16 protein-coding genes and 1 pseudogene are annotated in these 19,744 nt (G+C 69.4%); 7 read left to right on the top strand and 10 right to left on the bottom strand.

The features are described from left to right. The first annotated feature begins 594 nt into the window (after positions 1-594). Both BL254_RS27040 and BL254_RS13085 read left to right on the top strand, forming a co-directional pair. On the top strand, positions 595-1,041 hold the full coding sequence (locus tag BL254_RS27040; RefSeq protein ID WP_047223989.1) for a hypothetical protein: 447 nt from the start codon (positions 595-597) through the stop codon (positions 1,039-1,041). Beyond that, positions 1,038-1,610 (top strand): hemerythrin domain-containing protein, encoded by a 573-nt coding sequence (locus BL254_RS13085; RefSeq protein WP_047223990.1) that lies wholly within the window; start codon positions 1,038-1,040, stop codon positions 1,608-1,610. Before BL254_RS27040 ends, BL254_RS13085 begins: the two co-directional genes overlap by 4 nt. Before the next feature lie 353 nt (positions 1,611-1,963). Here the strand turns inward: BL254_RS13085 and BL254_RS13080 are convergent, their stop codons facing one another. The 3 genes from BL254_RS13080 to BL254_RS13070 all read right to left on the bottom strand — a co-directional run bounded on the left by BL254_RS13080 (position 1,964) and on the right by BL254_RS13070 (position 4,161). Next, complete coding sequence (locus BL254_RS13080) at positions 1,964-3,202, bottom strand: epoxide hydrolase family protein (RefSeq protein WP_052914764.1); 1,239 nt, start codon at positions 3,200-3,202, stop codon at positions 1,964-1,966. Positions 3,203-3,364: 162 nt separating this feature from the next. Beyond that, entirely contained in the window at positions 3,365-3,847 is a 483-nt protein-coding gene (locus BL254_RS13075; RefSeq protein WP_047223991.1) for a carboxymuconolactone decarboxylase family protein, read from the bottom strand. A gap of 11 nt (positions 3,848-3,858) precedes the next feature. Then, positions 3,859-4,161, bottom strand: coding sequence for a GNAT family N-acetyltransferase (locus tag BL254_RS13070; protein ID WP_047224039.1), 303 nt, complete (start codon positions 4,159-4,161; stop codon positions 3,859-3,861). A gap of 133 nt (positions 4,162-4,294) precedes the next feature. Here BL254_RS13070 and BL254_RS13065 point away from each other — a divergent pair, with 133 nt between their 5' ends. Both BL254_RS13065 and BL254_RS13060 read left to right on the top strand, forming a co-directional pair. Continuing rightward, positions 4,295-5,281, top strand: coding sequence for a pirin family protein (locus BL254_RS13065; RefSeq protein WP_047223992.1), 987 nt, complete (start codon positions 4,295-4,297; stop codon positions 5,279-5,281). Between the two features lie 425 nt (positions 5,282-5,706). Beyond that, on the top strand, positions 5,707-6,366 hold the full coding sequence (locus BL254_RS13060; protein ID WP_047223993.1) for an HNH endonuclease family protein: 660 nt from the start codon (positions 5,707-5,709) through the stop codon (positions 6,364-6,366). 178 nt (positions 6,367-6,544) lie between these two features. Here BL254_RS13060 and helR read toward each other — a convergent pair whose 3' ends face one another. The 3 genes from helR to ligD all read right to left on the bottom strand — a co-directional run bounded on the left by helR (position 6,545) and on the right by ligD (position 10,614). Further along, positions 6,545-8,704: an RNA polymerase recycling motor ATPase HelR gene (gene helR / locus BL254_RS13055; RefSeq protein ID WP_076843441.1), complete on the bottom strand. Its 2,160-nt coding sequence runs from the start codon at positions 8,702-8,704 to the stop codon at positions 6,545-6,547. A 487-nt stretch (positions 8,705-9,191) separates the two neighbouring features. After that, positions 9,192-9,512, bottom strand: a complete 321-nt coding sequence (locus tag BL254_RS13050; RefSeq protein ID WP_076843440.1) for a nucleotidyltransferase family protein — start codon at positions 9,510-9,512, stop codon at positions 9,192-9,194. Positions 9,513-9,669: 157 nt separating this feature from the next. Next, the gene (ligD, locus tag BL254_RS13045; protein ID WP_076843439.1) at positions 9,670-10,614 is read right to left on the bottom strand and encodes a non-homologous end-joining DNA ligase; all 945 of its coding nucleotides are present in this window, start codon (positions 10,612-10,614) and stop codon (positions 9,670-9,672) included. 487 nt (positions 10,615-11,101) lie between these two features. Between ligD and BL254_RS13040 the strand changes: the two genes are divergently transcribed. Then, on the top strand, positions 11,102-12,460 hold the full coding sequence (locus BL254_RS13040; protein WP_047223998.1) for an NAD(P)/FAD-dependent oxidoreductase: 1,359 nt from the start codon (positions 11,102-11,104) through the stop codon (positions 12,458-12,460). A gap of 110 nt (positions 12,461-12,570) precedes the next feature. Here the strand turns inward: BL254_RS13040 and BL254_RS13035 are convergent, their stop codons facing one another. The 3 genes from BL254_RS13035 to BL254_RS13025 form a co-directional block, all read right to left on the bottom strand. Beyond that, complete coding sequence (locus BL254_RS13035) at positions 12,571-14,292, bottom strand: protein kinase domain-containing protein (RefSeq protein ID WP_083731046.1); 1,722 nt, start codon at positions 14,290-14,292, stop codon at positions 12,571-12,573. A gap of 232 nt (positions 14,293-14,524) precedes the next feature. Next, positions 14,525-16,471 carry an Hsp70 family protein gene (locus BL254_RS13030; protein WP_076843437.1) on the bottom strand — a complete coding sequence of 649 codons (1,947 nt, stop codon included), beginning with the start codon at positions 16,469-16,471 and terminating at the stop codon, positions 14,525-14,527. A gap of 129 nt (positions 16,472-16,600) precedes the next feature. Further along, positions 16,601-17,362 (bottom strand): class I SAM-dependent methyltransferase, encoded by a 762-nt coding sequence (locus BL254_RS13025; RefSeq protein WP_083731045.1) that lies wholly within the window; start codon positions 17,360-17,362, stop codon positions 16,601-16,603. A gap of 168 nt (positions 17,363-17,530) precedes the next feature. Between BL254_RS13025 and BL254_RS26005 the strand changes: the two genes are divergently transcribed. Both BL254_RS26005 and BL254_RS26000 read left to right on the top strand, forming a co-directional pair. Continuing rightward, positions 17,531-17,776, top strand: a complete 246-nt coding sequence (locus BL254_RS26005; RefSeq protein ID WP_076843436.1) for a hypothetical protein — start codon at positions 17,531-17,533, stop codon at positions 17,774-17,776. Further along, positions 17,773-18,156, top strand: coding sequence for a hypothetical protein (locus BL254_RS26000; RefSeq protein ID WP_047224042.1), 384 nt, complete (start codon positions 17,773-17,775; stop codon positions 18,154-18,156). The genes BL254_RS26005 and BL254_RS26000 overlap by 4 nt, the downstream gene beginning before the upstream one ends. A 228-nt stretch (positions 18,157-18,384) precedes the next feature. Here BL254_RS26000 and BL254_RS29425 read toward each other — a convergent pair. Beyond that, positions 18,385-19,742: pseudogene (locus BL254_RS29425) on the bottom strand (FAD-binding oxidoreductase); the annotation flags it as partial. Positions 19,743-19,744 lie beyond the last annotated feature (2 nt).

The following is a 19,744-nucleotide window of genomic DNA, read 5'->3' as shown; positions in this document are numbered from 1 at the left end:
CGATTGGCGATTTTGGTGGTCTGGTTTGGTGGTCTGGCTGGTGTGATCGTGGGGATGGTAGCCCGAGGCCGGTGTGGCCTGGCCGCCGGCAATGTCGCCGCCAGCGCGATCACCGGCGCCCCGTCACGCTCCCGTGACGTCCGCGCAAAAGGTCGCGATGCACGGTATCACGGCGCAATCCACAGCGTCGTACCAGCCGGGTCGAACAGCGAATACCCGGACCGGTGACGTGATCGGGCGGGACCGACAATGCCGTCCTGGTGCTGTCTTTCGACCTTCCCGCACTCGCGGAGGACTGGCCCCGGAGGCGACCAGATTTTTTCCTCCCACCTGAATGTATAGCAGATAGGGGGCTTGCGGCAAGACCCGGGTGAGGGTTCAGAATCTCGCTTCGGCACGCTGACGTGCTCCGAGCACGACACTGCCCACAAGAAGCTTTTCAAGAAGATTTTCAAGAAGAATCGACAAGATTCAAGAAKATTCGACAAGAACCGTCGACGAGAGCCGTCGCGGAGCGGGGAGCGAAATACATGCGTGTGTTGTTGTCGACGTCCAGGAAAACCGCCGTGGACCGCAGTCCCCCGCAGCCGACTCGTGCTCGCGGTGATCGGTACCGCGCTGACGTCCGTCCTGCTTGCCACCGGCCTGGCCAGCCGCGGCGTGGTGGCCGCCGGAGGCGGACTGCCGACAGTCACCGGCGCGGCCGCGGCCGCCGACCGGATCGCCGACGTCTGCCAGCTCACCCTGTTCGTATCGGCCGGCCTGACGGCGGCGGCGCTGGTCGTCGCCGCGCTTACGCTCCCCCGCGGCCGAGCCGCGCAGGCCACCGGAGCAGGCGCAGCCCCTCGCGACGGATCACGGCGGACAGCGGCTGGCTCGCGCCGCCGCGGATTTCTGGCGTCCGCCCGTCGGGAAGTGCGGACAGCGGCGAGCAGCCGGCGCGCGGGTGGTGGTTTGGGCGTTGCCACGGGGGCACGTCCAGATCTGTCTACCGAAGCCCCTGCATCCGGCACGGGGCACCAGGACAAGGAGTCCCCATGACGACGAGTGAAGCCGAGGCCGAGCGTGCCCGTGCGGCCCAGCTGCCCGACGATGACGTGGTCGGTGTCCTGCTCCTCCAGCACGCCCGCATCCGCGACCTGTTCGCCGATGTGCGCAGCACGACGGGCGAGCACAAGCGGCAGGCGTTCGACGAGCTGCGGGCGTTGCTCGCGGTCCATGAGACGGCGGAGGAGATGGTCCTGCGGCCGGTGACCGCGAAAATCGACCGGGCCGTCGCCGAGGCCCGCAACCGGGAGGAGGACGAGGCCACCCGGGTGCTCAAAACGCTCGAGAAGATGGACGTCAACAGCGGCGAGTTCGACCGGAAGCTGGCCGAGTTCGAACAGGCCGTCGCCGGCCATGCCGAGCACGAGGAGAGCGAGGAGTTCCCACGCGTCCGCGCGGCCCGCACCGAGGACCAGCTCGAGCACATGGGCCGCCGGCTACGCACCGCCGAGAAGATCGCACCCACCCATCCGCACCCGTCCACCGCGGGGTCACCGGCGGCGCAGTGGACCGTCGGCCCGGTCGCCTCGATCATCGACCGGGCCCGCGACGCCGTGCGCTGACCCAGAACGACTCGAGCCCCCGCTCATCCTCGTCTCCGGGTTCGGCCCCGCGGCCACGGAGCTGGCCGGGCGCATCGGCGACGGCTCCTGCGCCACCATGCCCGACGCCGACCTGATCAAGATCTTCGGGTTCGTCGGAGGCAGCGGCAAGCCCAGGCACGGCGTGCTGAAGGTGTGCTGGGGCCCCCGACGAGGAGGCGGCTCGTCGGACGGCGCACCGCAGCTGGCCGAACGGGCAGCTTCCCGGCGAACTTGCGCAGGAACTGCCCGTCCCGGCGCACTTCGAACAGGCAAGTTCCCTGGTGACCGAAGAGATGGTCGGGACGGTGGATCGGGGCCGAGTGCGGCCGCTCCTATGCTGCCTCCCTGCGCAGTGGCCTGAAGCCGGAGCGAATCTCTTCTGAAAAGAGTTGTGGCTGTTCCCAGGCCGCGAAGTGGCCACCTCGGTCGAGCTTGTTGTAATGAATGAGGTTGTGGGGATACGCGCGCTCCGCCCAGCTCCGTGGCGCCTGGTACAGCTCGTCGGAAAAGACGCTTATGGCAAACGGAACGGAGATTTTCTTGGCGTCGAAGAAGTCCGCCCTGTTCTCCCAGTAGAGACGGGCCGAGGAAACCCCGGTGTTCGTCAGCCAGTAGAGCGTGATGTTGTCGAGGATGTCGTCTCGTGTAAGATCGCCCGGCGGGCGTCCCTGAACGACCTGTTCTACGAGCCCGGGCTGGCCGGTACCGTCGCCGTGGTCAAGAACAAACGCCGCCAGATCGACGGGTGAGTCCGCCAGTCCGTACAACGTCTGCGGGCGGGTCGCCATGATGAGTGCGTAGGCCGCGTGCATCGCATAGAAGTTCCTCAACTGCTCGTATGCGCGGCTCTCCTCGGCAGAGAGATCCGATGGCGGCGGGTCGCCGCGCTGGAACGCCTTTGCAAGATCTGCTGGAGCGGTACCGGCCATGTTGGAGTGAATGCCGAGCAGTTCCGGAGCTGCCTGCTCACCCATCGCCTGCGTGACAGCCGCGCCCCAGTCACCGCCCTGCGCCACAAACCGAGTGTATCCGAGGCGCTTCATCAGCACTACCCAGGCACGTGCGATGCGGGCGGGATTCCACCCGGTGGTGGTCGGCTTGCCCGAGAACCCGTAGCCCGGCAACGAGGGAATCACCAGATGGAACGCGTCCGCCTCGCTCGCGCCATATGCGGTGGGATTGGTAAGCGGCTCGATGATCTTCAACTGCTCGATGATCGAGCCGGGCCACCCGTGTGTGACGATCAGCGGCAGGGCGTTCTTGTGCTGGGAGCGGACGTGAATGAAATGAATGTCAAGCCCGTCGATCTCGGTCATGAAATGCGGTAGGGCGTTCAGTTTCGCCTCGCACCTGCGCCAGTCGTAGTCTGTCCCCCAGTAGCGCGCGAGCTCCTGCACCGTCGCGAGCGGAACGCCCTGCGAGTCGTCGGTGACGGTCTCGCGCTCGGGCCACCTGGTCGCGTTTATGCGCCTGCGCAGCTCGGCGAGCTCCGCCTCCGGAAAACCGACCCGAAACGGGCGAATGGCGGTGTGGTCGATACCTTTCTGCTCTGCAACTTCGCTGGCGGACATCTACTCCTCCTAAGGTTGCGTTGCGCATCGGGGCCACGGTCCGCGACTCGTCATGTAGTACCTGCGCACAATCCTCCCTCGTGCGCGGGCTCCTCGCACCCGTGGATTTCCTGGCCGAGCCCGCGGGTGATGGCGTGYGGGTGGGGCAGGTCGACGTCGGGCCTACTGAGATGGTGTGCGTGGCACGTCGCGCCGGGTGATCTCGTGGCGGGACAGGATCGACACCCGGTTGAAGGCGTTGATGGTGATCGCGGCCCAGAGGAGTACGGAGATCTCGTCGTCGGACAGGATCGCGCGGGCACGCGCGTACTCTTCGTCGCTGAGGTGGTCGCTGGCGACCAGGGTGACGGCCTCCGCCAGCTCGAGGGCGGCGCGTTCGGTTTCGCTGAACAGCTGCGTGTCGCGCCAACCGGGCAGTACGGCAAGGCGCTGGGTGGTTTCCCCGGCCTGCAGCGCCAGGTGGGTGTGCAGGTCCAGGCAGTAGGCGCACCTGTTGATCTGCGAGACCCGCAGGTTGACCAGCTCCAGCGTGATGTGGGCCAGCCCTGCCTCGGCGGCGCGCGCTCGCACCTCGGCGGCCGTGGCCCGCAGGGCCTTGAATACCGACGGTGTCTGCTTGTCGAGGTAGATCCGCGGCGTTGTCACGTGTTGCCCGCCTACACGGCGGCCAGCACCTCCGGCGTGACCGGGTCGGTGATGTCGTCGAAGTCGTGGTGCTTCTCGAGGTACCTGGCAACGAACGGGCAGACCGCCACGACGCGCATACCGGTTGAGCGCGTGTCGGTCAGCGCCTGGGAGATCAGCTTGCCGGCCAGCCCGAGCCCGGCGAAGGCCTCGTCGATCTCGGTATGGAAGAAGATCCGCTGGTTGCCGCGATCCAGGTACTGGGTGAACCCGGCCCGGGTGCCATCGAGGCTGATCTCGTAGCGGTGCTGCCGCGCCGCGTTGGTCACCGACACGTCCTGCTGGGGCGGGTCACCGAGCGCGCCGCTGGTGCTGCTGGTGGGTTCGTCAGGCACGCCGCCACTATGCCTCACAGCTACACTCGGAGCCACGCGGCTTCGACCATGACCGCGACATGTGGGGAGTGCGATGAGCACCCTGGAGACCTCGCCGGCCGCGCTGACCTGCGTCAGCGGAGGTGACGAGGGACCGGTGCGCGGGCGTGTGCTCGAACCGCGCAGCGTCCCGCTGGGTGGGCAGCGGGCGATGACGGTGCGCCGCACCCTGCCGCAGCGCACGAAGTCGCTGATCGGTGCCTGGTGCTTCGTCGACCACTACGGCCCCGACGACGTCTCCGCGACCGGCGGGATGCAGGTCGCCGGACATCCGCACACCGGGCTGCAGACCGTGTCGTGGCTGTTCAGCGGCGAGATCGAACACCGCGACACCAGCGGCGCGCACGCCCACATCCGACCTGGTGAACTCAATCTGATGACGGCCGGTTCGGGCATCGCCCACTCCGAGTACTCGACACCGGCCACAAGGGTGCTGCAYGGAGTGCAGTTGTGGGTGGCCCTGCCCGACGAGCACCGTTTCGTCGACGCTGGATTCGAAAACTACGCGCCCCCGGTTCTCGACCACGGTGGGGCGCGGGTGCTGGTGTTCCTGGGCAGCCTGCTCGGTCAGACCTCACCGGTGCGGACCTATACGCCGCTGCTCGGCGCGGAGATCACCCTGCCGCCCGGCGCAACGCTGCGCCTGGACGTTGATCCCGCCTTTGAGCACGGCGTTCTCGTCGACACCGGTGAGGTGGTCGTCGCCGGTGCCACGGGAACTCCGGGCCAGCTGGTCTGCCAGGACACCGGTTCCCAGCAGCTCACGATCGAAGTTTCCGGCACCGCTCAGGCTCGGGTGCTGCTGCTCGGCGGAGAGCCCCTCGGCGAACAGATCATCATGTGGTGGAACTTCATCGGACGCACTTTCGAGGAAATCGTCGCCTACCGGGCGCAGTGGCAACACGAACGCGCCCACCAGGAGCGCAACGAACCGTCCCGGTACGGACGCTTCCCCAACCAGTGGAGGGAAACCCTGCCCGCCCCCGAACTACCGAACGGACGGCTCAGACCCCGCGGTTAGAGGGGAACGCGCGAGGCTGGCTGGCCAGAATCCAGGTTCAGGATGCCGTTGTTGGCCAGTCGGCGYGGGCCTGCGCGTGCGGCCGGTGAAGTCGGCGTCGGGCTGCTCGGTGAGGGGCACCAACGTGCTGTACACGGAACGTCCGTGCCGGCCCTCCCGACACCCGGCTGGGGTGTCGGGGGCATCCACGGGAATCCTGCAGGTGGGCCGTGGACGGCAACCGGTCGGCCTGTGTGCATTCCCCGACCTCGGCAACCCATTCCGGGCTACTATCCGGTGACAAACCGCTGACCGGACGACAAACCCACGGCAGACAGGCCGAAATCTTCCGGTGGACGTCGTTCGCCGGTCAGACAGCAAGACCCGAATAATCATCTGTCCAGTGGACGGTTAACAGGCTCATTTTCCCGCCGCGAGGAGGAGCCGTGTTCCGTTCCCGTGCCCGCTTACGTCGCCGCTGGGTTGTCCTGACCAGCGCGGCCCTGACCACCGTCGCATTGTCGGTGACGCTGACAACCCCGGCGTCGGCGACCCCGCCCAACATTCCCAGCAAAGCAACCGCGCAGGCCGAACTCAACACGCTGACCGTGGCCGCCGAGGGCAGCATGACCGGCTACTCCCGGGACCTGTTCCCCCACTGGATCACCATTTCCGGGACCTGTAACACCCGGGAGACCGTCCTCAAGCGCGACGGCACGAACGTGACGGTCGGCAGCAACTGTGCTCCGACCTCCGGCTCCTGGTACAGCCCGTACGACGGGGCCACCTGGTCCGACCCGGCCGACGTCGACATCGACCACGTGGTGCCGCTCGCCGAAGCCTGGCGGTCCGGGGCCAACAGCTGGACCACCAGCAAGCGGCAGTCCTTTGCCAACGACCTGAACTACCCGCAGCTCATCGCCGTCACCGACAACGTCAACCAGGCCAAGGGCGACCAGGACCCCACCACCTGGCAGCCACCACTGTCCGCCTACCGGTGCACCTACTCGAAGATGTGGATCCGGTCCAAATACCACTGGGGCCTGAAACTGCAGGCCAGCGAGAAGTCCGCGCTGCAGAGCATGCTCAACACCTGCTCATCATGATGATTTCATGACCGTATGAGCGAACCCCGCTCCCCGCACACCACCTACCGGTGATCGTCCCGGAACAAACAGCTTTCGGGACGATCACCGCGAATCCGCCATCCGACTGTTCGGTTCCCACCCAYGCCCAACAGCGCCTGCTAATCGCCAGACGGCGATCATATTGTCCTGGACGGCGTCAGGGGCTCGTGAGGATGACGAGTTGCCGGGTCGTTCGGGTCATCGCGACGTAGCGGTCGACCGCTCCTTCGATGCCGTTGCCGAACGCCTCTGGGTCGATGAGGACGACCAGGTCGAACTCGAGCCCCTTCGACAGCTCCGGGGTCAGCGACCGGACGCGGGACGTCGCCTGGAACGTGGGATCGCCGATGACGCAGGCGATCCCGTCGGCGTGCGCGGCGAGCCAGGTGTCGAGGATCGCGCCCAGATCCGACGCGGATCCGTGGACGACGGGGACACCGCCGCTGCGGATGGAGGTCGGCACGTTGGCGTCCGGGAGCACGGCCCGGATGACCGGCTCGGCTTCCGCCATGACCTCTTCCGGCGTCCGGTAGTTGATGCTCAGGGAAGCCAGGTTGATCCGGTCGTGCCCGGCCCGGGTGAGCCGTTCCTGCCACGACTGGGTGAACCCGTGCCTGGCCTGGGCGCGGTCCCCGACGATGGTGAAGCTGCGGGACGGGCAGCGCAGCAGCAGCATCTGCCATTCCGCGTCGGTCAGTTCCTGAGCCTCGTCCACGACGATGTGCGCGAACGGGCCAGCGAGCAGGTCCGGGTCGGTGCTCGGCAGCGCGGCCTCGTCGACCAGGGCGTCCCGTAGGTCCTGTCCGCGCAGCATCGTCACCACGCCTTCACCGTCGTCGTCGGCCTCGAGCAGGTGGTCGACGGCCCTGGCCATGCGCTCGCGTTCGGCGGCGACAGCGGCGCCCCGCCGGCGTCTGCGCCGTGACGCCTCCGGGTCGCCGAGCCGCTGCCGTGCCGCGTCCAGGAACGGCAGGTCGGACACCGTCCAGGCCTGGGTGTCCGCGCGCTGCAGCAGCTGAACCTCGGCGGGGCGCAGCCAGGGAGCGCATCTGCGCAGGTAGGCGGGTACCGACCACAGGTCTGCGACGAGGTCGGCCGCTTCGAGCAGCGGCCACGCCCGGTTGAGGGCCGTGAGCAGCTCCCTGTTCCGCCGCAGCGACTTGCGGAGCAGGTCAGCCGGGACGTCGTCGCCGTCGTGTTTGTCCGTCAGGATCGTGAGTAGTTCCTCCCAGACCTGGTCGCGCGCCTCGTTGTGCGGAGTGCCGGGGTCTGGTGCTTCGAACGCCTCGGCCCAGTCGTCGGCGCTCAACCAGATGTCGGACCAGTCGGTCGTGACCGTCGTCCCCCTGGTGGGCGGCTCCTCGTAGAACCTCACGGCCGTCTCGATCGCCGTCACCAGGTCCGCGGACGCCTTCAGGAGGGCCACGGCCGGGTCGGCCTCGATCGTCGCCGTGGCTCCCTCGGCGACGAGGTCCCGCAGGGTGCAGGTCTGCGCGCCCTCCTCGCCGAGGCTGGGCAGGACGTCGGCGACGTAGGCCAGGTAGGGCTGGTGCGGACCGACGAACAGCACGCCGCCCCGGCGGTGACCGAGGCGGTGGTCGGAGTAGAGGAGATAGGCGGTGCGGTGCAGGGCGACGACGGTCTTCCCCGTACCCGGACCGCCGTCGACGACGAGCGCGCCGTCGGAGCCCGCGCGGATGACGGCGTCCTGGTCGGCCTGGATGGTGCCGAGCACGTCTCGCATCCGGGGCGTCCGGTTGCTGCCCAGGCTGGCGATGAAGGCGGACTGGTCGTCGAGCGCGGCGTGCCCTTCGAACCCGTCCGAGGCGAACACAGTGAACACCTCGTCCCAGTAGTCGCTGATCCGGCCGCGGGTCCAGCGATACCTGCGGCGGCTCGCCAGACCCATCGGGTTGGCGTGGGTCGCTCCGAAGAACGGCTCGGCCGCCGGCGAGCGCCAGTCGAGCAGCAGCCGACGACCCGCGCTGTCCGAGAGGCCAAGTCGTCCGACGTACACCGGCTCGGGGTTGTCCGTGCTGACGATGCGTCCGAGGCACAGGTCCAGACCGAAGCGGCGCAGGGCACGCAGGCGCGCGGTCAGCCGGTGGATCTCCATGTCCCGGTCCATCGCCTCCTGACCGGTGCCGCCGGGCGCCCTGCGCGCGGCATCGAGGCGGTCGGRCAGGTCGGCGATCGACTGCTCGAGGCTTTCCGCGATGGCTGCGAAGTGCCGCTCGTCGTCGGCGACCAGTGCCGGGTCGGCCTTGGCGGTGAGGCGGTCGGGAAGGTCGAACGCGCTGGTAGTGAGGGGGTTCACGCATCAGCTCCGATCTGGGGTCGCTTGCGACCATTGCGCGCGGCAAGGCGTCCGGACCGGCGTGACGAACCTGGTGGCCATGACGAGCGACACGCCGCCTGACGTGAATCCCGTGGCCGTTGTCGGTTCAGGTCGCCAGGGCCTGTGGGTTCTGGTGCTCCGGCTCCTGGCCTCGACGATCCCGCGTGGTCATACGTCGACAACAGCACACGCACGTCGTGACCCCCGTTTCCGCAGGCTCGTTTCCGCAGGCTCTGGCCTCGGCCAGCGATTCTGCGGCACGACCCGGGTCTTGCCGCAAGCCCCCCGGTGCGCTATACGTTGAGAGTGGCAAGGAGAGTGGGTATTCTCCTTGCCCGGGTGTCTGCCCCCGGAGGGTCAGCCCGCCGGCATCGAGCTCGAGATAGTCGGGATTCGACGGATCCTCAAAGAAGAGCACGACGCAGGCGATGGCGATGAGCGTGGCAATGCYGCCGACGATCACGGCTCACAGCGGAACAAGGCAGGCACGARCCGTCGCCGCGACCGGTTCACGCAGCAGCGGCTCTGCCACGACATCCACCCGCACGCCGAGCAGGGCGGTCAACTCCTCCGCGATCCCGGCCAGCCGCATCAACGGGTTACCGCCCGTGGGGTCGAGGTCGACCAGCACGTCGAGGTCGCTGGCGGCGGTGGCGTCGCCCCGGGCGACAGAGCCGAACAGCCGTGGGTTGCGCGCGCCGTACCGATCAAGCACGTCCTGAACCTGTGGACGGTGACGGATGATCACCGCACGCAGCGCTCGTGCCTCGGTCGTCGGGCTGGTCATGAATCGAGGCTACGGCACAGCCTGGCATGCGGTGGCTGGTTCACCGCGCGGGCCGACTCGATCAAACCCACCGCGAGCGCCTCGTCCCCTACCAGCGGCGCCGATCATGGTCTGTGCGGATGGTTACGGACGGGGTTCGCGCTGTTTGGCCGACGCGCTAGATGTCCGTGAGGAGGGCGTCCAGACGGTGAYGGGCGGGGCCGAGGGGGTGGGCGTGCGCGTGGATGTCGCGCCACGGGTCGCCGGTTCGCTCCAGGCGGTCGGGCAGGCTGCGCAGCGTCCAGCCGTCCGGCCGGATTGCCGGGTCGGCGAGTTCCTCCCAGGTCAGTGGTGTCGCGACCGGGGCGCCGGTACGGGCCCGTACCGCGTAGGGGGCGACGGAGGTGTGGGCGTAGGCGTTGCGCTGGACGTCAAGGTAGATCCGGCCGTGCCGGGCGGCCTTACGCTGCTCGATGGTGAGCCGCCGCGGGTCGCGCGCGACCGCCACCCGCGCGACGTCCCGCGTGAACCCGCGGACCGTCTCGAAGCCCGCGCCGCGCCGCAGCGGCACCACGAGGTGGTAGCCGCGTGAGCCGGTCGTCATCACGAACGGGAGCAGGCCGAGATCACGCAGCAGCTCACCCAGCCCGGACGCCACCTGGCGAAGGTCGTCAGGGCTGGTCGGGGTATCCGGCTGGTCGGCCGGGTCGAGGTCGATGACCATGCGGTCCGGCCGGTCGAGCCGGTCGGCGCGGGACAGCCACGGATGCAGGGTGATGCAGGCCTGCCCGGCGAGGTAGACGAGGGTCGCCGGCTCCTCGGCGACCACGTGCTCGACCTGACCAGCTTCTTCCCTGCTGACGGCGACGCGGCGGATCCAGTCGGGGAAGTACCTACCGGCCCGCTGCTGGACGATCCGCTCGCCGTCGATGCCGTCCGGGTAGCGCTCCAGGTTGAGCGGCCGGCCGGCCAGGTGCGGCAGCATCGTGCCGGCGACCCGCTCGTAGTAGCCGGCGAGATCGGCCTTGGTGGTCCCGTCCGGGAACAGCGGTTTGTCGGGCCGGCGGATCCGCACCTCGTGCCGGCCGGCGGACACGGCACGGGTCACCGCCCTGGCCGCCACGGGCTCAGCTCCTCCCGACCCGCCTCGTCCTCCCGACTCACCTCGCCTGCCGGCTCGTCGGCACGCAGCCCCTGGCCCAGGCCAGGCGGCTGCGGGCCACGGCGCGGCTCACGCCCTGCCCGGCCGTCGCCAGGAACGTCCCCACCAGCCATACCCGACCGCTACCCGGCGGGCGCCGGAACAACACCGAACGACATAACGGTGACTGCCATGAACCATCACGACAGTCACCGCCCGCGCCGAAACGGCCTGCCCGTACATTCGTGTCACAACTCTGTGTTTCTTCGTAATTCTTGTAAAACTGTCATTTGCCCACCAGGGGGACGCGGYGGTTTGGTCGTCCGACTGCCTGGAACTGGACTACCGAGAACCTCGGCTTCCACGACGGCCTGGAAGGGCAACGGAGGAAGATACGGTGAACGGCGAGCTGATCTCTTTGTGGCGTGGACGTTCAGCTGGGCCGCCGTCTCGGCGGCGCGGGCGCACCGTGGCCCGGCCCGCCCGCGGACCGGGCGAATCCGCCGAATCCGCGGCCCGGGTGCCGCGGGTGGTGGTGGTCGGCAGCGGGTTCGCCGGTTTCGGGGTGCTGCAGCATCTGGAACGCCGCCTGCCGGCGGACGCCGCCGACCTCACACTCATATCACCGATCGATCACCTTCTGTACACATCGCTGTTGCCGCAGGTGAGCGCCGGCGGGGTGGAACCCCGGCACGTCGCCGTCGCGACCAGGGCCGCGCTGCGGCGGACCACACTGCTGCTCGGCCACGTCGTCGACGCCGACCTGCCGGGCCGGACGGTGGCGATCCGCCGGGCCGACGGGTCGCGGACGACGCTGGGCTGGGACCGGCTCGTGCTGGCGCCCGGCGCGGTGACCCGCACCCTGGACATTCCAGGGCTGGCCGACCACGCGCTCGGCCTGAAGAACCTGGCCGAAGCCGTCTACCTGCGTGACCATGTGCTGCGCCAGCTGGAGCAGGCCGACGCCTGCGCCGACGCGGACCGGCGCCGGGCGCGATGCACGTTCGTGGTCGTCGGCGCCGGCTACACCGGGACCGAACTGGCCGCGCAGATGACACGGTTCACCCGCCGAGCGGTCGACGCCTACCCCCGCCTCTCCCCCGACGACATCCGCTGGATCCTGCTGGACCTGGCGCCCCGGGTGCTGCCCGAACTGCCGCCCGCCCTGTCCACCCGGGCCATGGACCTGCTCGCCGCACGGAAGGTCGACGTCCGGCTGGGAACGTCCGTGTCGGACGTGGCGGCGGACCGGGCCCGGCTCACCAACGGTGACATGATCCGGACCCACACGGTGGTCTGGTGTGCTGGGATCACCCCCAGTCCGCTGATCTCCACTCTTGGCCTGCCCACCTCGCGAGGCCGGCTGGTCGTCGACAGCGAGTTCCAGGTACCCGACGCCGACGGCGTGTTCGCGCTCGGTGACGCCGCCGCGGTCCCGGACAGCACCAACGACGGCCGGCCCGCCTCGCAGACCGCGCAGCACGCGGTCCGCGAGGCGACAGGGGCCGCCCGTGCCGTCGCGGCATCCCTCGGCCACGGCACCGCCAGGCCCTACCGGCACCGTGACCTCGGCTTCGTCGTCGACCTCGGCGGTACCGCCGCGGTCGCCAACCCGCTCGGCGTCACCCTGTCCGGCCTGCCCGCCGCCGCGCTGGCCCGCGGCTACCATCTGCACGCCCTGCCGGGACGGACCAACACGATCCGGGTCGCGGCCGACTGGCTCCTCGACATGATCGCCCCCCGGCAGATCGTCCAGCTCGGGTTCCTGCCCCCGGAGAAGTCGTCGATCGACGCGGCCGAACAGACCGACATCTACCCCACCCGCTGAGATCCGCTCCCACGACGGCAGGGTCCACCGGCATCAGCCGGGCATCGGTGAGGACGCCGGAGCGCGCCGTTCACCGGCCGCCTCGGACCGGGATGCCCGTCCGTGTCGGGTCATCCCGACAGGTCGGCCCAGTCCGGGTGCCATTCCCACCAGCCGGTGTCCCATCGATGAGCCCAGGTGTGCAGGATCCGGTCCTCACGGTCGCGGAGCACCAGTTCCAGATGCCCGGGCCAGCGGGAGGACGCGTCCACCGCCACGTAGTCGCCGGCGGGGGCGGGCGCGAGCGGGCCGGTGTGCATACCCCCGGGGCGCAGTTCCACGCCCTCGCCGGTCAGCACGACCACCGCGTCGTCGGGCAGCAGGGCGAACCCGCGGACAGGCGGCTGTTCCGCGGGCAGCGGTCGGTACCAGGAGCGGGCGTAGGGCCCCGGGCTGCGCCAGATGACGCCTCGACCGTCGAGCGCGCCGACGCCGACGGCACCCGTCGCCGCCCGGAGCGTGACAAGGCCCTCGGGCGGGTCCGGCAGCGCCCACCAGTTCGACCAGCCGCCGTGAGCGTTCCACGGCCTCCACCAGGCTCGGCCCTGRCTGTCGACCGCAAGCAGGCAGTGCTGAGCCCACGGCGCGTTCGTGGCGGCCAGGTCGACGACGGTCACGCCGTCCGCCGGGGCAGGCCAGGGCTGCCAGGCCGACCAGTCCTCGACGGGCGCACAGGTCTCGCGGTCGACCACGAGGCTACGCACCCAGATCCCGCCCTCGTGATCGAGCAGCCAGAGGTTCTGCTCGAACTCCCGCGGGCTGCCCACCGCGATCGCCCGCACGGCGCACGGCGCGGCCATCCCGTGCCAGTCGCTCCACCCCTGAACGATCCAACGGTGCCGCAGACCATCGGAACGGTTCGCGGTGAACACCTCGAGATGGCTGTTCCCGAAGCTGCTGCACGCCAGGCCGGACCACCGCACCAGGTCGGTCCCCTCCTCCGCCGCGCGGTGCGCCAACTCCCGCAGTCGCAGCGCCGTCGCCGCCGCTCTTGGGCGCAGCGCCRGATCCGTCGACAGCAGTTCCCCGGCCAGAACGACCAGTTCGGGATCTGCCTCGCGCCTTTCCAGGTCCTCCAGTTCCCCGGCGATCCGTTCGGCGAGCGCGGTGGCGTCCGGCTCCCGCAAGCCGTCGGAACGGCGCGGTAACCGGCCGAGCAGACACTCGCCGAGGATGACACCGAGTGACCACATGTCGTCTTCTCGGCGCACACTCCCGGAACCCCCGGCGGCAAGCCGTTGCGGCGACATGTACGCCTGCGTCCCGCCCTGGTCGCGTCCCCTGCCGCCAGCCAGGACGGAGGTGGCGTTGAAATCCGCGATCTTCCAGATCCCACGGCAGCGCACGATGTTCCCGGGTTTGAGATCGGCGTGGACGAGGCCCCGTGCGTGGATGTGGTCGAGTGCCTCGGCCACGCCACCCAGCATCTCGGCGACCTCACCGACCGTCATCCGCCGCGGCGACCGCTCGGCAGCCAGCCGGCTGGCCAGCGAGACGTCACCCATTTCCATCACCTGGGCCACGCAGCCGTCGTAGGGCCCGTCCTCGACGAGGAACGCGTCGACATAGGCGACCACGTACGGACATCCCAGCAGCTGTTCCTGAACCTGGATCTCCTCCAGCGCCCGGCGCTGCCGCTCGCCGTCGCCCACCGCTTTGTAGATCTTTATGGCCCGCTGGACACCCGCCATTCCCGCACGCTCCCGCCAGGCGGGCAGAACCTCCGCGAACGCCCCGCTGCCCAGCGGAGCGGAGGTGTCGACCAGCCACTCCCCCACCCTGACCGCCCTCATGGGCCAAGAGCCTAGATCGCCGCCCAGATCGCGCCCCTGAGCCCCGCCCGACCGCGGAGGCCCGAGTCCGGGACGAGCGTTTCCGGCAGCGCGACGTCTGTGGAGTCGCTGACCCGCTCGTCTCTTCCGCGGGCGGCTACGGGCCGGGTAACGGGAGGACTGCGGGATGACGGCGGGATGACGGCGGGATGACGGCGGGATGACGGCGGGAAAACATCGTGTCGCCGGTAATCTACTCCCCGTGCACGACGCCGGTGGGCTCAACCGGTGTGGGGAGATTCTCGACGGTCCTCAGGCGGACTGTCCTTCTGGTTTCCTTTCTGGTTTCGGACAGGCCGACGGTGGCGGAGCGCTCCTGGCCGGTGGCCAACTCCCTGGCGTCGACCCGAAGCGTGCCACCGGCGTCGACCTCGAAACTCACCTCGACGCGAGGTATGCCGCGGGGTTCTCGCGGGAGATTCACCAGTTCGAGCAGGGCGAGCCGCTGGTGCCGCACGCCCGCCTTCCCGGATGGAAGGACTTCCAGGACGTGCACGGCAATGGCCGTCTGGCCGTCCTCGACGGTGGTGAAGGTCCCGGACCTCCGGATCGGTACGACCGTTCCCGGTCCTATGATCTCGTGGAATCCGCCAGGAGTTTCGATGCCCAGCGCGCTGTCGATCTCGGGAGCGGGGCGGGGAAGGTTCCTGACGACCTGTAGCCAGTGTGCCGACTTCTTGCTCCGTGCCGCACCGTCCGCGCTTGCCCGGTCGACGGTCAGGGACTGTTCGCGCGCGGAGCCTAGATCCTTTGCGCTGACGTGGAGTATGCCGTTGGCGTCGACGTCGAAAAGGACCTCTATTCGCGGAGCTCCGCGGGGTGCCTCGGGCAGCCCCGTCAGCCCGAACACCCCGAGGGTCCTGTTGTGCTCGACCATTTCGCGCTCGCCTTCCAGAATGTGGATGGCGACGCTCTTCTGGCGATCCTCCGTCGTGGTGAGGACGGTGGAGCGCCTGGTGGGGATGGTGGTGTTTCTTTCCAGTATTCTGGTGTAGTTTCTGCCCTGGGTCTCGATTCCCAGCGACAGCGGGATCACGTCGAGCAGGAGAACGTCCCTGACTTCTCCCACGAGGACGCCTGCCTGCAGCGTCGCGCCCGTGACCACGCTTTCGGGGACGAGCCCACGGTACGGCGGCCGGCCCGTGAGATCGTGGATGAAGCGCCCGATGGCGGGCATCCGGGTCGCGCCGCCCACCAGGATCACGTGATCGATGTGCTCGAAATCGGTTCCCGCGTCTTTCAGCACCTGTTCGACGGGCCGTCTGCAGCGCTCCAGCGTGCCCCGGCTCAGGGCTTCGAACTCCGCGCGGCTCAGGGGCAGGTCCAGGTGAACGGGGCCGRCCCGGGTGGCGGCGAGGTACGGCAGACGGATATCCGTGAAGGTCGACGACGACAGCTCGACCTTGGCGGCTTCGGCCGCCTCCTTCAGCCGCTGCAGCGCCGTTGCCTCGTGGCCCACGTCCACCCMGTGCCGTTCACGTGTCACGCGGACGAGGTGGTCGACAATATTCTGGTCCCAGTCGTCCCCGCCAAGAAAGTTGTCGCCAGAGGTCGCCCTGACCTCGCAGACTCCGTCGCCAATCTCCACAAGGGAGACGTCGAAGGTACCCCCACCGAGATCGAACATCAGGACGGTCTGGTCGTCCGCACGGTTCAGGCCGTGGGTGATGGCTGCGGCAGTAGGCTCGTTGATGATTCTCGCCACCGGAAGACCAGCGATTTTGGCCGCATCGACAAGGGCTGCCCGCTGCATCCGGTTGAAATAGGCCGGAACAGTAATAACCGCGCCGTGGACGGCGCTGCCGGCGTAAGCCTTCACGTCCGAGTGCAGGCGCTTCAGGATGAACGCCGCGATTTCCTCCGCCGTGTAGCGGGTGYCGCCACGCTCGATGGACCAGTCGGTACCCAGCTTCAGCTTGACCGACCGCACGGTGTACTCGGGATTGGTCACCGCCTGACGTTTCGCGGCCRCACCCACCAGGACCCCACCGTCCGCGGTGACAGCGACCACGCTTGGCGTGATCAAGCTTCCCTCGGCATTCGGAATCAGCCGCACCTCGCCCCCCTCGAGCAGACCGACCGCCGAGTTGGTGGTACCGAAGTCGATCCCCACGTAGAGCTTGTCCGTGGCCGCCCCCATGCGCGTCCCCCTCCAGCAATCACCGCAATGCTACGAATATCCGACCTGTACACCGCCAGTCATCTCCCACACGACTACACGTGCTTGCTCTCGACCCGCTGGCAGCTTCGAGAGAGGGTAATGACCAGATCAGGTTGGCTTGTGCGCTTCGATGAGGAACCGGGTAGCGTGCGCGATGAAGGGGCCGTTGGCGTGGATGCGGTCGTGCAGGGCTTCGAGCCGCGGGCGGTAGCGGGTTACGGTGAACCCCGGAACGATCCAGATCACTTTTCGGAGGAAGTAGATCACTGCGCCGACGTCGAGGAACTCGGTGCGCAGGGACTCCATCCGCAGGTCGACGACCCGCAGCCCGGCGGCTTCAGCGGCGGCCCTGGCACGGTCCGGATGGCGCCCGCGGCGCACCTCGACGGACTGGGGCCCGAGGAAGAACTCGACCAGCTCGAAGACACTCGCCGGGCCGACCTGCTGGGAGAAATAGGTGCCACCCGGCGCGAGCACCCGGCCGATCTCCTCCCAGCAGGTGGTCACGGGATGTCGGCTGACGATGAGATCGAAGGTGTCGCCGGCGAAGGGTAACGCCGAGCCGTCGCCAGCGGCCACRACCGCGACCCCCCTAGGCCGTAGCAGGGCGGCGGCTCGCGTGACGTTCGGCGGCCATGACTCCGTCGCCACCGTCCGCGCCGCCAGCCGGGGCACGCCGGCGAGCACCTCCCCGCCACCGGTCTGGATGTCCAGCCCGGCCGCGGCGCGGGCCATCCGCTCGCCCATCGCCCGCGCGTACCCCCAGGACGGACGCTGCTCGCTGGCCCGCCCATCCAGCCAGGAGAAGTCCCAGCCATCCACCGGCGCCGCCTCAGCCTCGGCGACCAGATCGTCAAATCGCTTCGCCACATCATGATCCTGACATGCGGTGAGCAGGACGGCCCGCCTGTGGGAGCACAGGCACGGAAACGGTGCTGATGGCGGCGGCAAGTTTTTCGATCTGGGTGAGGAATGCGGCCGACGACTGGGACCGGTGGCGGCATACCGTGGTAGTTCGCACCGCGGTATGATCGTCGTATGAAAGTCGACAAGATGAGCGTCTCGTTCGAGGGAGAACTCGGCGAGGCCGTGCGGGACGCCGCCCGACGAGCGGGCGTGGGGCTGTCGGCCTGGCTGGCCGCGGCCGCCGCCGCGAAGCTGCGGGCCGAAGCCCTCACGGAGTTCCTTGACTCCTGGGAGGCGGCGCACCCCGCGCTGACCCCGCAGGAGCTGGCCCAGGCCGAACGCGAACTGGGGCTGCAGGCCGGCCAGACGGCCGCGTGACCGCGCTCGTCCTCGACGCCGGCGCGTTCGTCGCCGTCGACCGTGGCGATCGGGCGATGCTCGCCCGCCTGCGGGTCGCGCAGCGGCACGGCATCGACCTGCGCAGCAACGCCGTCGTCGTCGCCCAGGTCTGGCGGGACCGCGGCGGCCAGCAGGCAGCGCTGGCCGGCCTGCTGCGGAGCGTGGAAGTGTGCCCGGTCGACGAGCAGACCGGCCGTCGCGCCGGTGTCCTGCTCGGACGCGCCGGCAGCAGCGACGCGGTCGACGCAACCGTTGCCCTGCTCGCACGCCCGGGCGACCGCATCCTGACCAACGACCCGGGTGACATCGCGCGGCTCGTCGAGGCCGCCGACATACCGGCCACAGTCATCCGCTGCTAATACGGCGTTCGTCAAGAGCAGTAAACAAACCGGCGACGGAGCTTCCGGGCCGGTGGAGCGGGACGTCCCGGATCCAGGGTTTCGCGTGGGCGCTGCGCTGGGTGCTCGCGGGCCGGGTGGCCTGGTCGATCTCGCCGGGAACAGCGAAGTACTGCCCAGCGCGTGGCCCGACGGAAGATCCGCGAGCGGATCGCGCTCAGCCCAGGGGGTGGGGCGGGGCCAGGGGAAGATCGCGCCGGGGTTGAGGATGCCGAGTGGGTCGAGGGCATGCTTGATCCGCAGTGACAGGTTGAGGACGTCGTCGCCGACCTAGTCGACCAGCCACGCCTTCTTCAGCCGGCCCACCCCGTGCTCGCCGGTGATCGTGCCGTCGAGGCGGATCGCCAGGTCCATCACCTCGCCGAACGCGAGCTGTGCCCGAGCGGCCGCGTCGGCGTCGGCGGGATCGAAGACGATCAGCGGGTGGGTGTTGCCGTCGCCGACGTGGGCGATCAGCGCAATCGTCACGGCGCGGGCGGCGGCGATCGCCTCGATGCCCGCGACCAGTTCGGGCAGCTTGGGCAGCGGCACACCGACATCCTCCAGCAGGACGGTGCCGCGACGTTCGACCGCCGGGATGGCGCTGCGGCGGGCGACGACGAACGCCTCGCCCTCCGCCGGGTCGTCGGTGGCCAGCACCTCGGTCGCGCCGTGAGCCTGGCACGCCTCGACCATGCTCTTCATCTCGAGCTCGGCGGCAAGGTGGCGGCTGTCCGACCGGGCGAGGAGCATCGCGGCCGCGTCGCGGTCGAGCCCCATGTGGAGCATGTCCTCCACGGCGTTGATCGACACCCGGTCCATGTACTCGAGCATCGCCGGCCGCAGGGCAGCGGTGATCGCCAGGACGGCGTCCGTCGCCTGCCGGGTGCTGGCGAACGTGGCGACCAGGGTGCTCGACGGCGGCTGGGCCGGCAGGAGGCGCAGCGTCACCTCCGTGATGATCCCGAGAGTTCCCTCGCTGCCGACGAACAGCTTGGTCAGGGACAGGCCGGCGGCGTCCTTCAGCCGCGGGCCGCCGAGACGCACCGCCGTCCCGTCGCTCAGCACGACCTCAAGCCCGAGCACATAGTCGGTGGTGATGCCGTACTTGACGCAGCACAGCCCACCGGCGTTCGTCGCCACGTTGCCGCCGATCGAGCAGATCTCGAAGGACGACGGGTCGGGGGGTACCACAGTCCGTGAGCGGCGGCGGCCGCCTTCACCTCGGCGTTGAGCAGGCCCGGCTGCACGACCGCCATCCGGGTGCGGGGATTGATCTCGATCGCCCGCATCCGTTCGGTCGACAGCACGATGCCGCCGTCGACGGCGGTCGCGCCGCCCGAAAGGCCGGTGCCGGCGCCGCGCGGGACGACCGGCACCCGATGGCGCGCCGCCCAGCCGAGGGCCACCCGCACGTGCTCGGTCGATTCGGCGCGCACGGCGGCGAGCGGCACGCCCGCCGCCGGGTCCCCCGCCCGGTCGCGACGGTACTTCTCCAGCAGGTCGGGATCGGTGACGACGACGCCGGCGGGCAGCGCGTCGACCAACTCGGCGAGCGTCACGTCCACAG

Origin of the sequence: Protofrankia sp. BMG5.30 (assembly GCF_001983005.1) — a bacterium.
GTDB lineage: Bacteria > Actinomycetota > Actinomycetes > Frankiales > Frankiaceae > Protofrankia > Protofrankia coriariae.
This window is presented reverse-complemented; position numbering and strand designations above follow the sequence as displayed.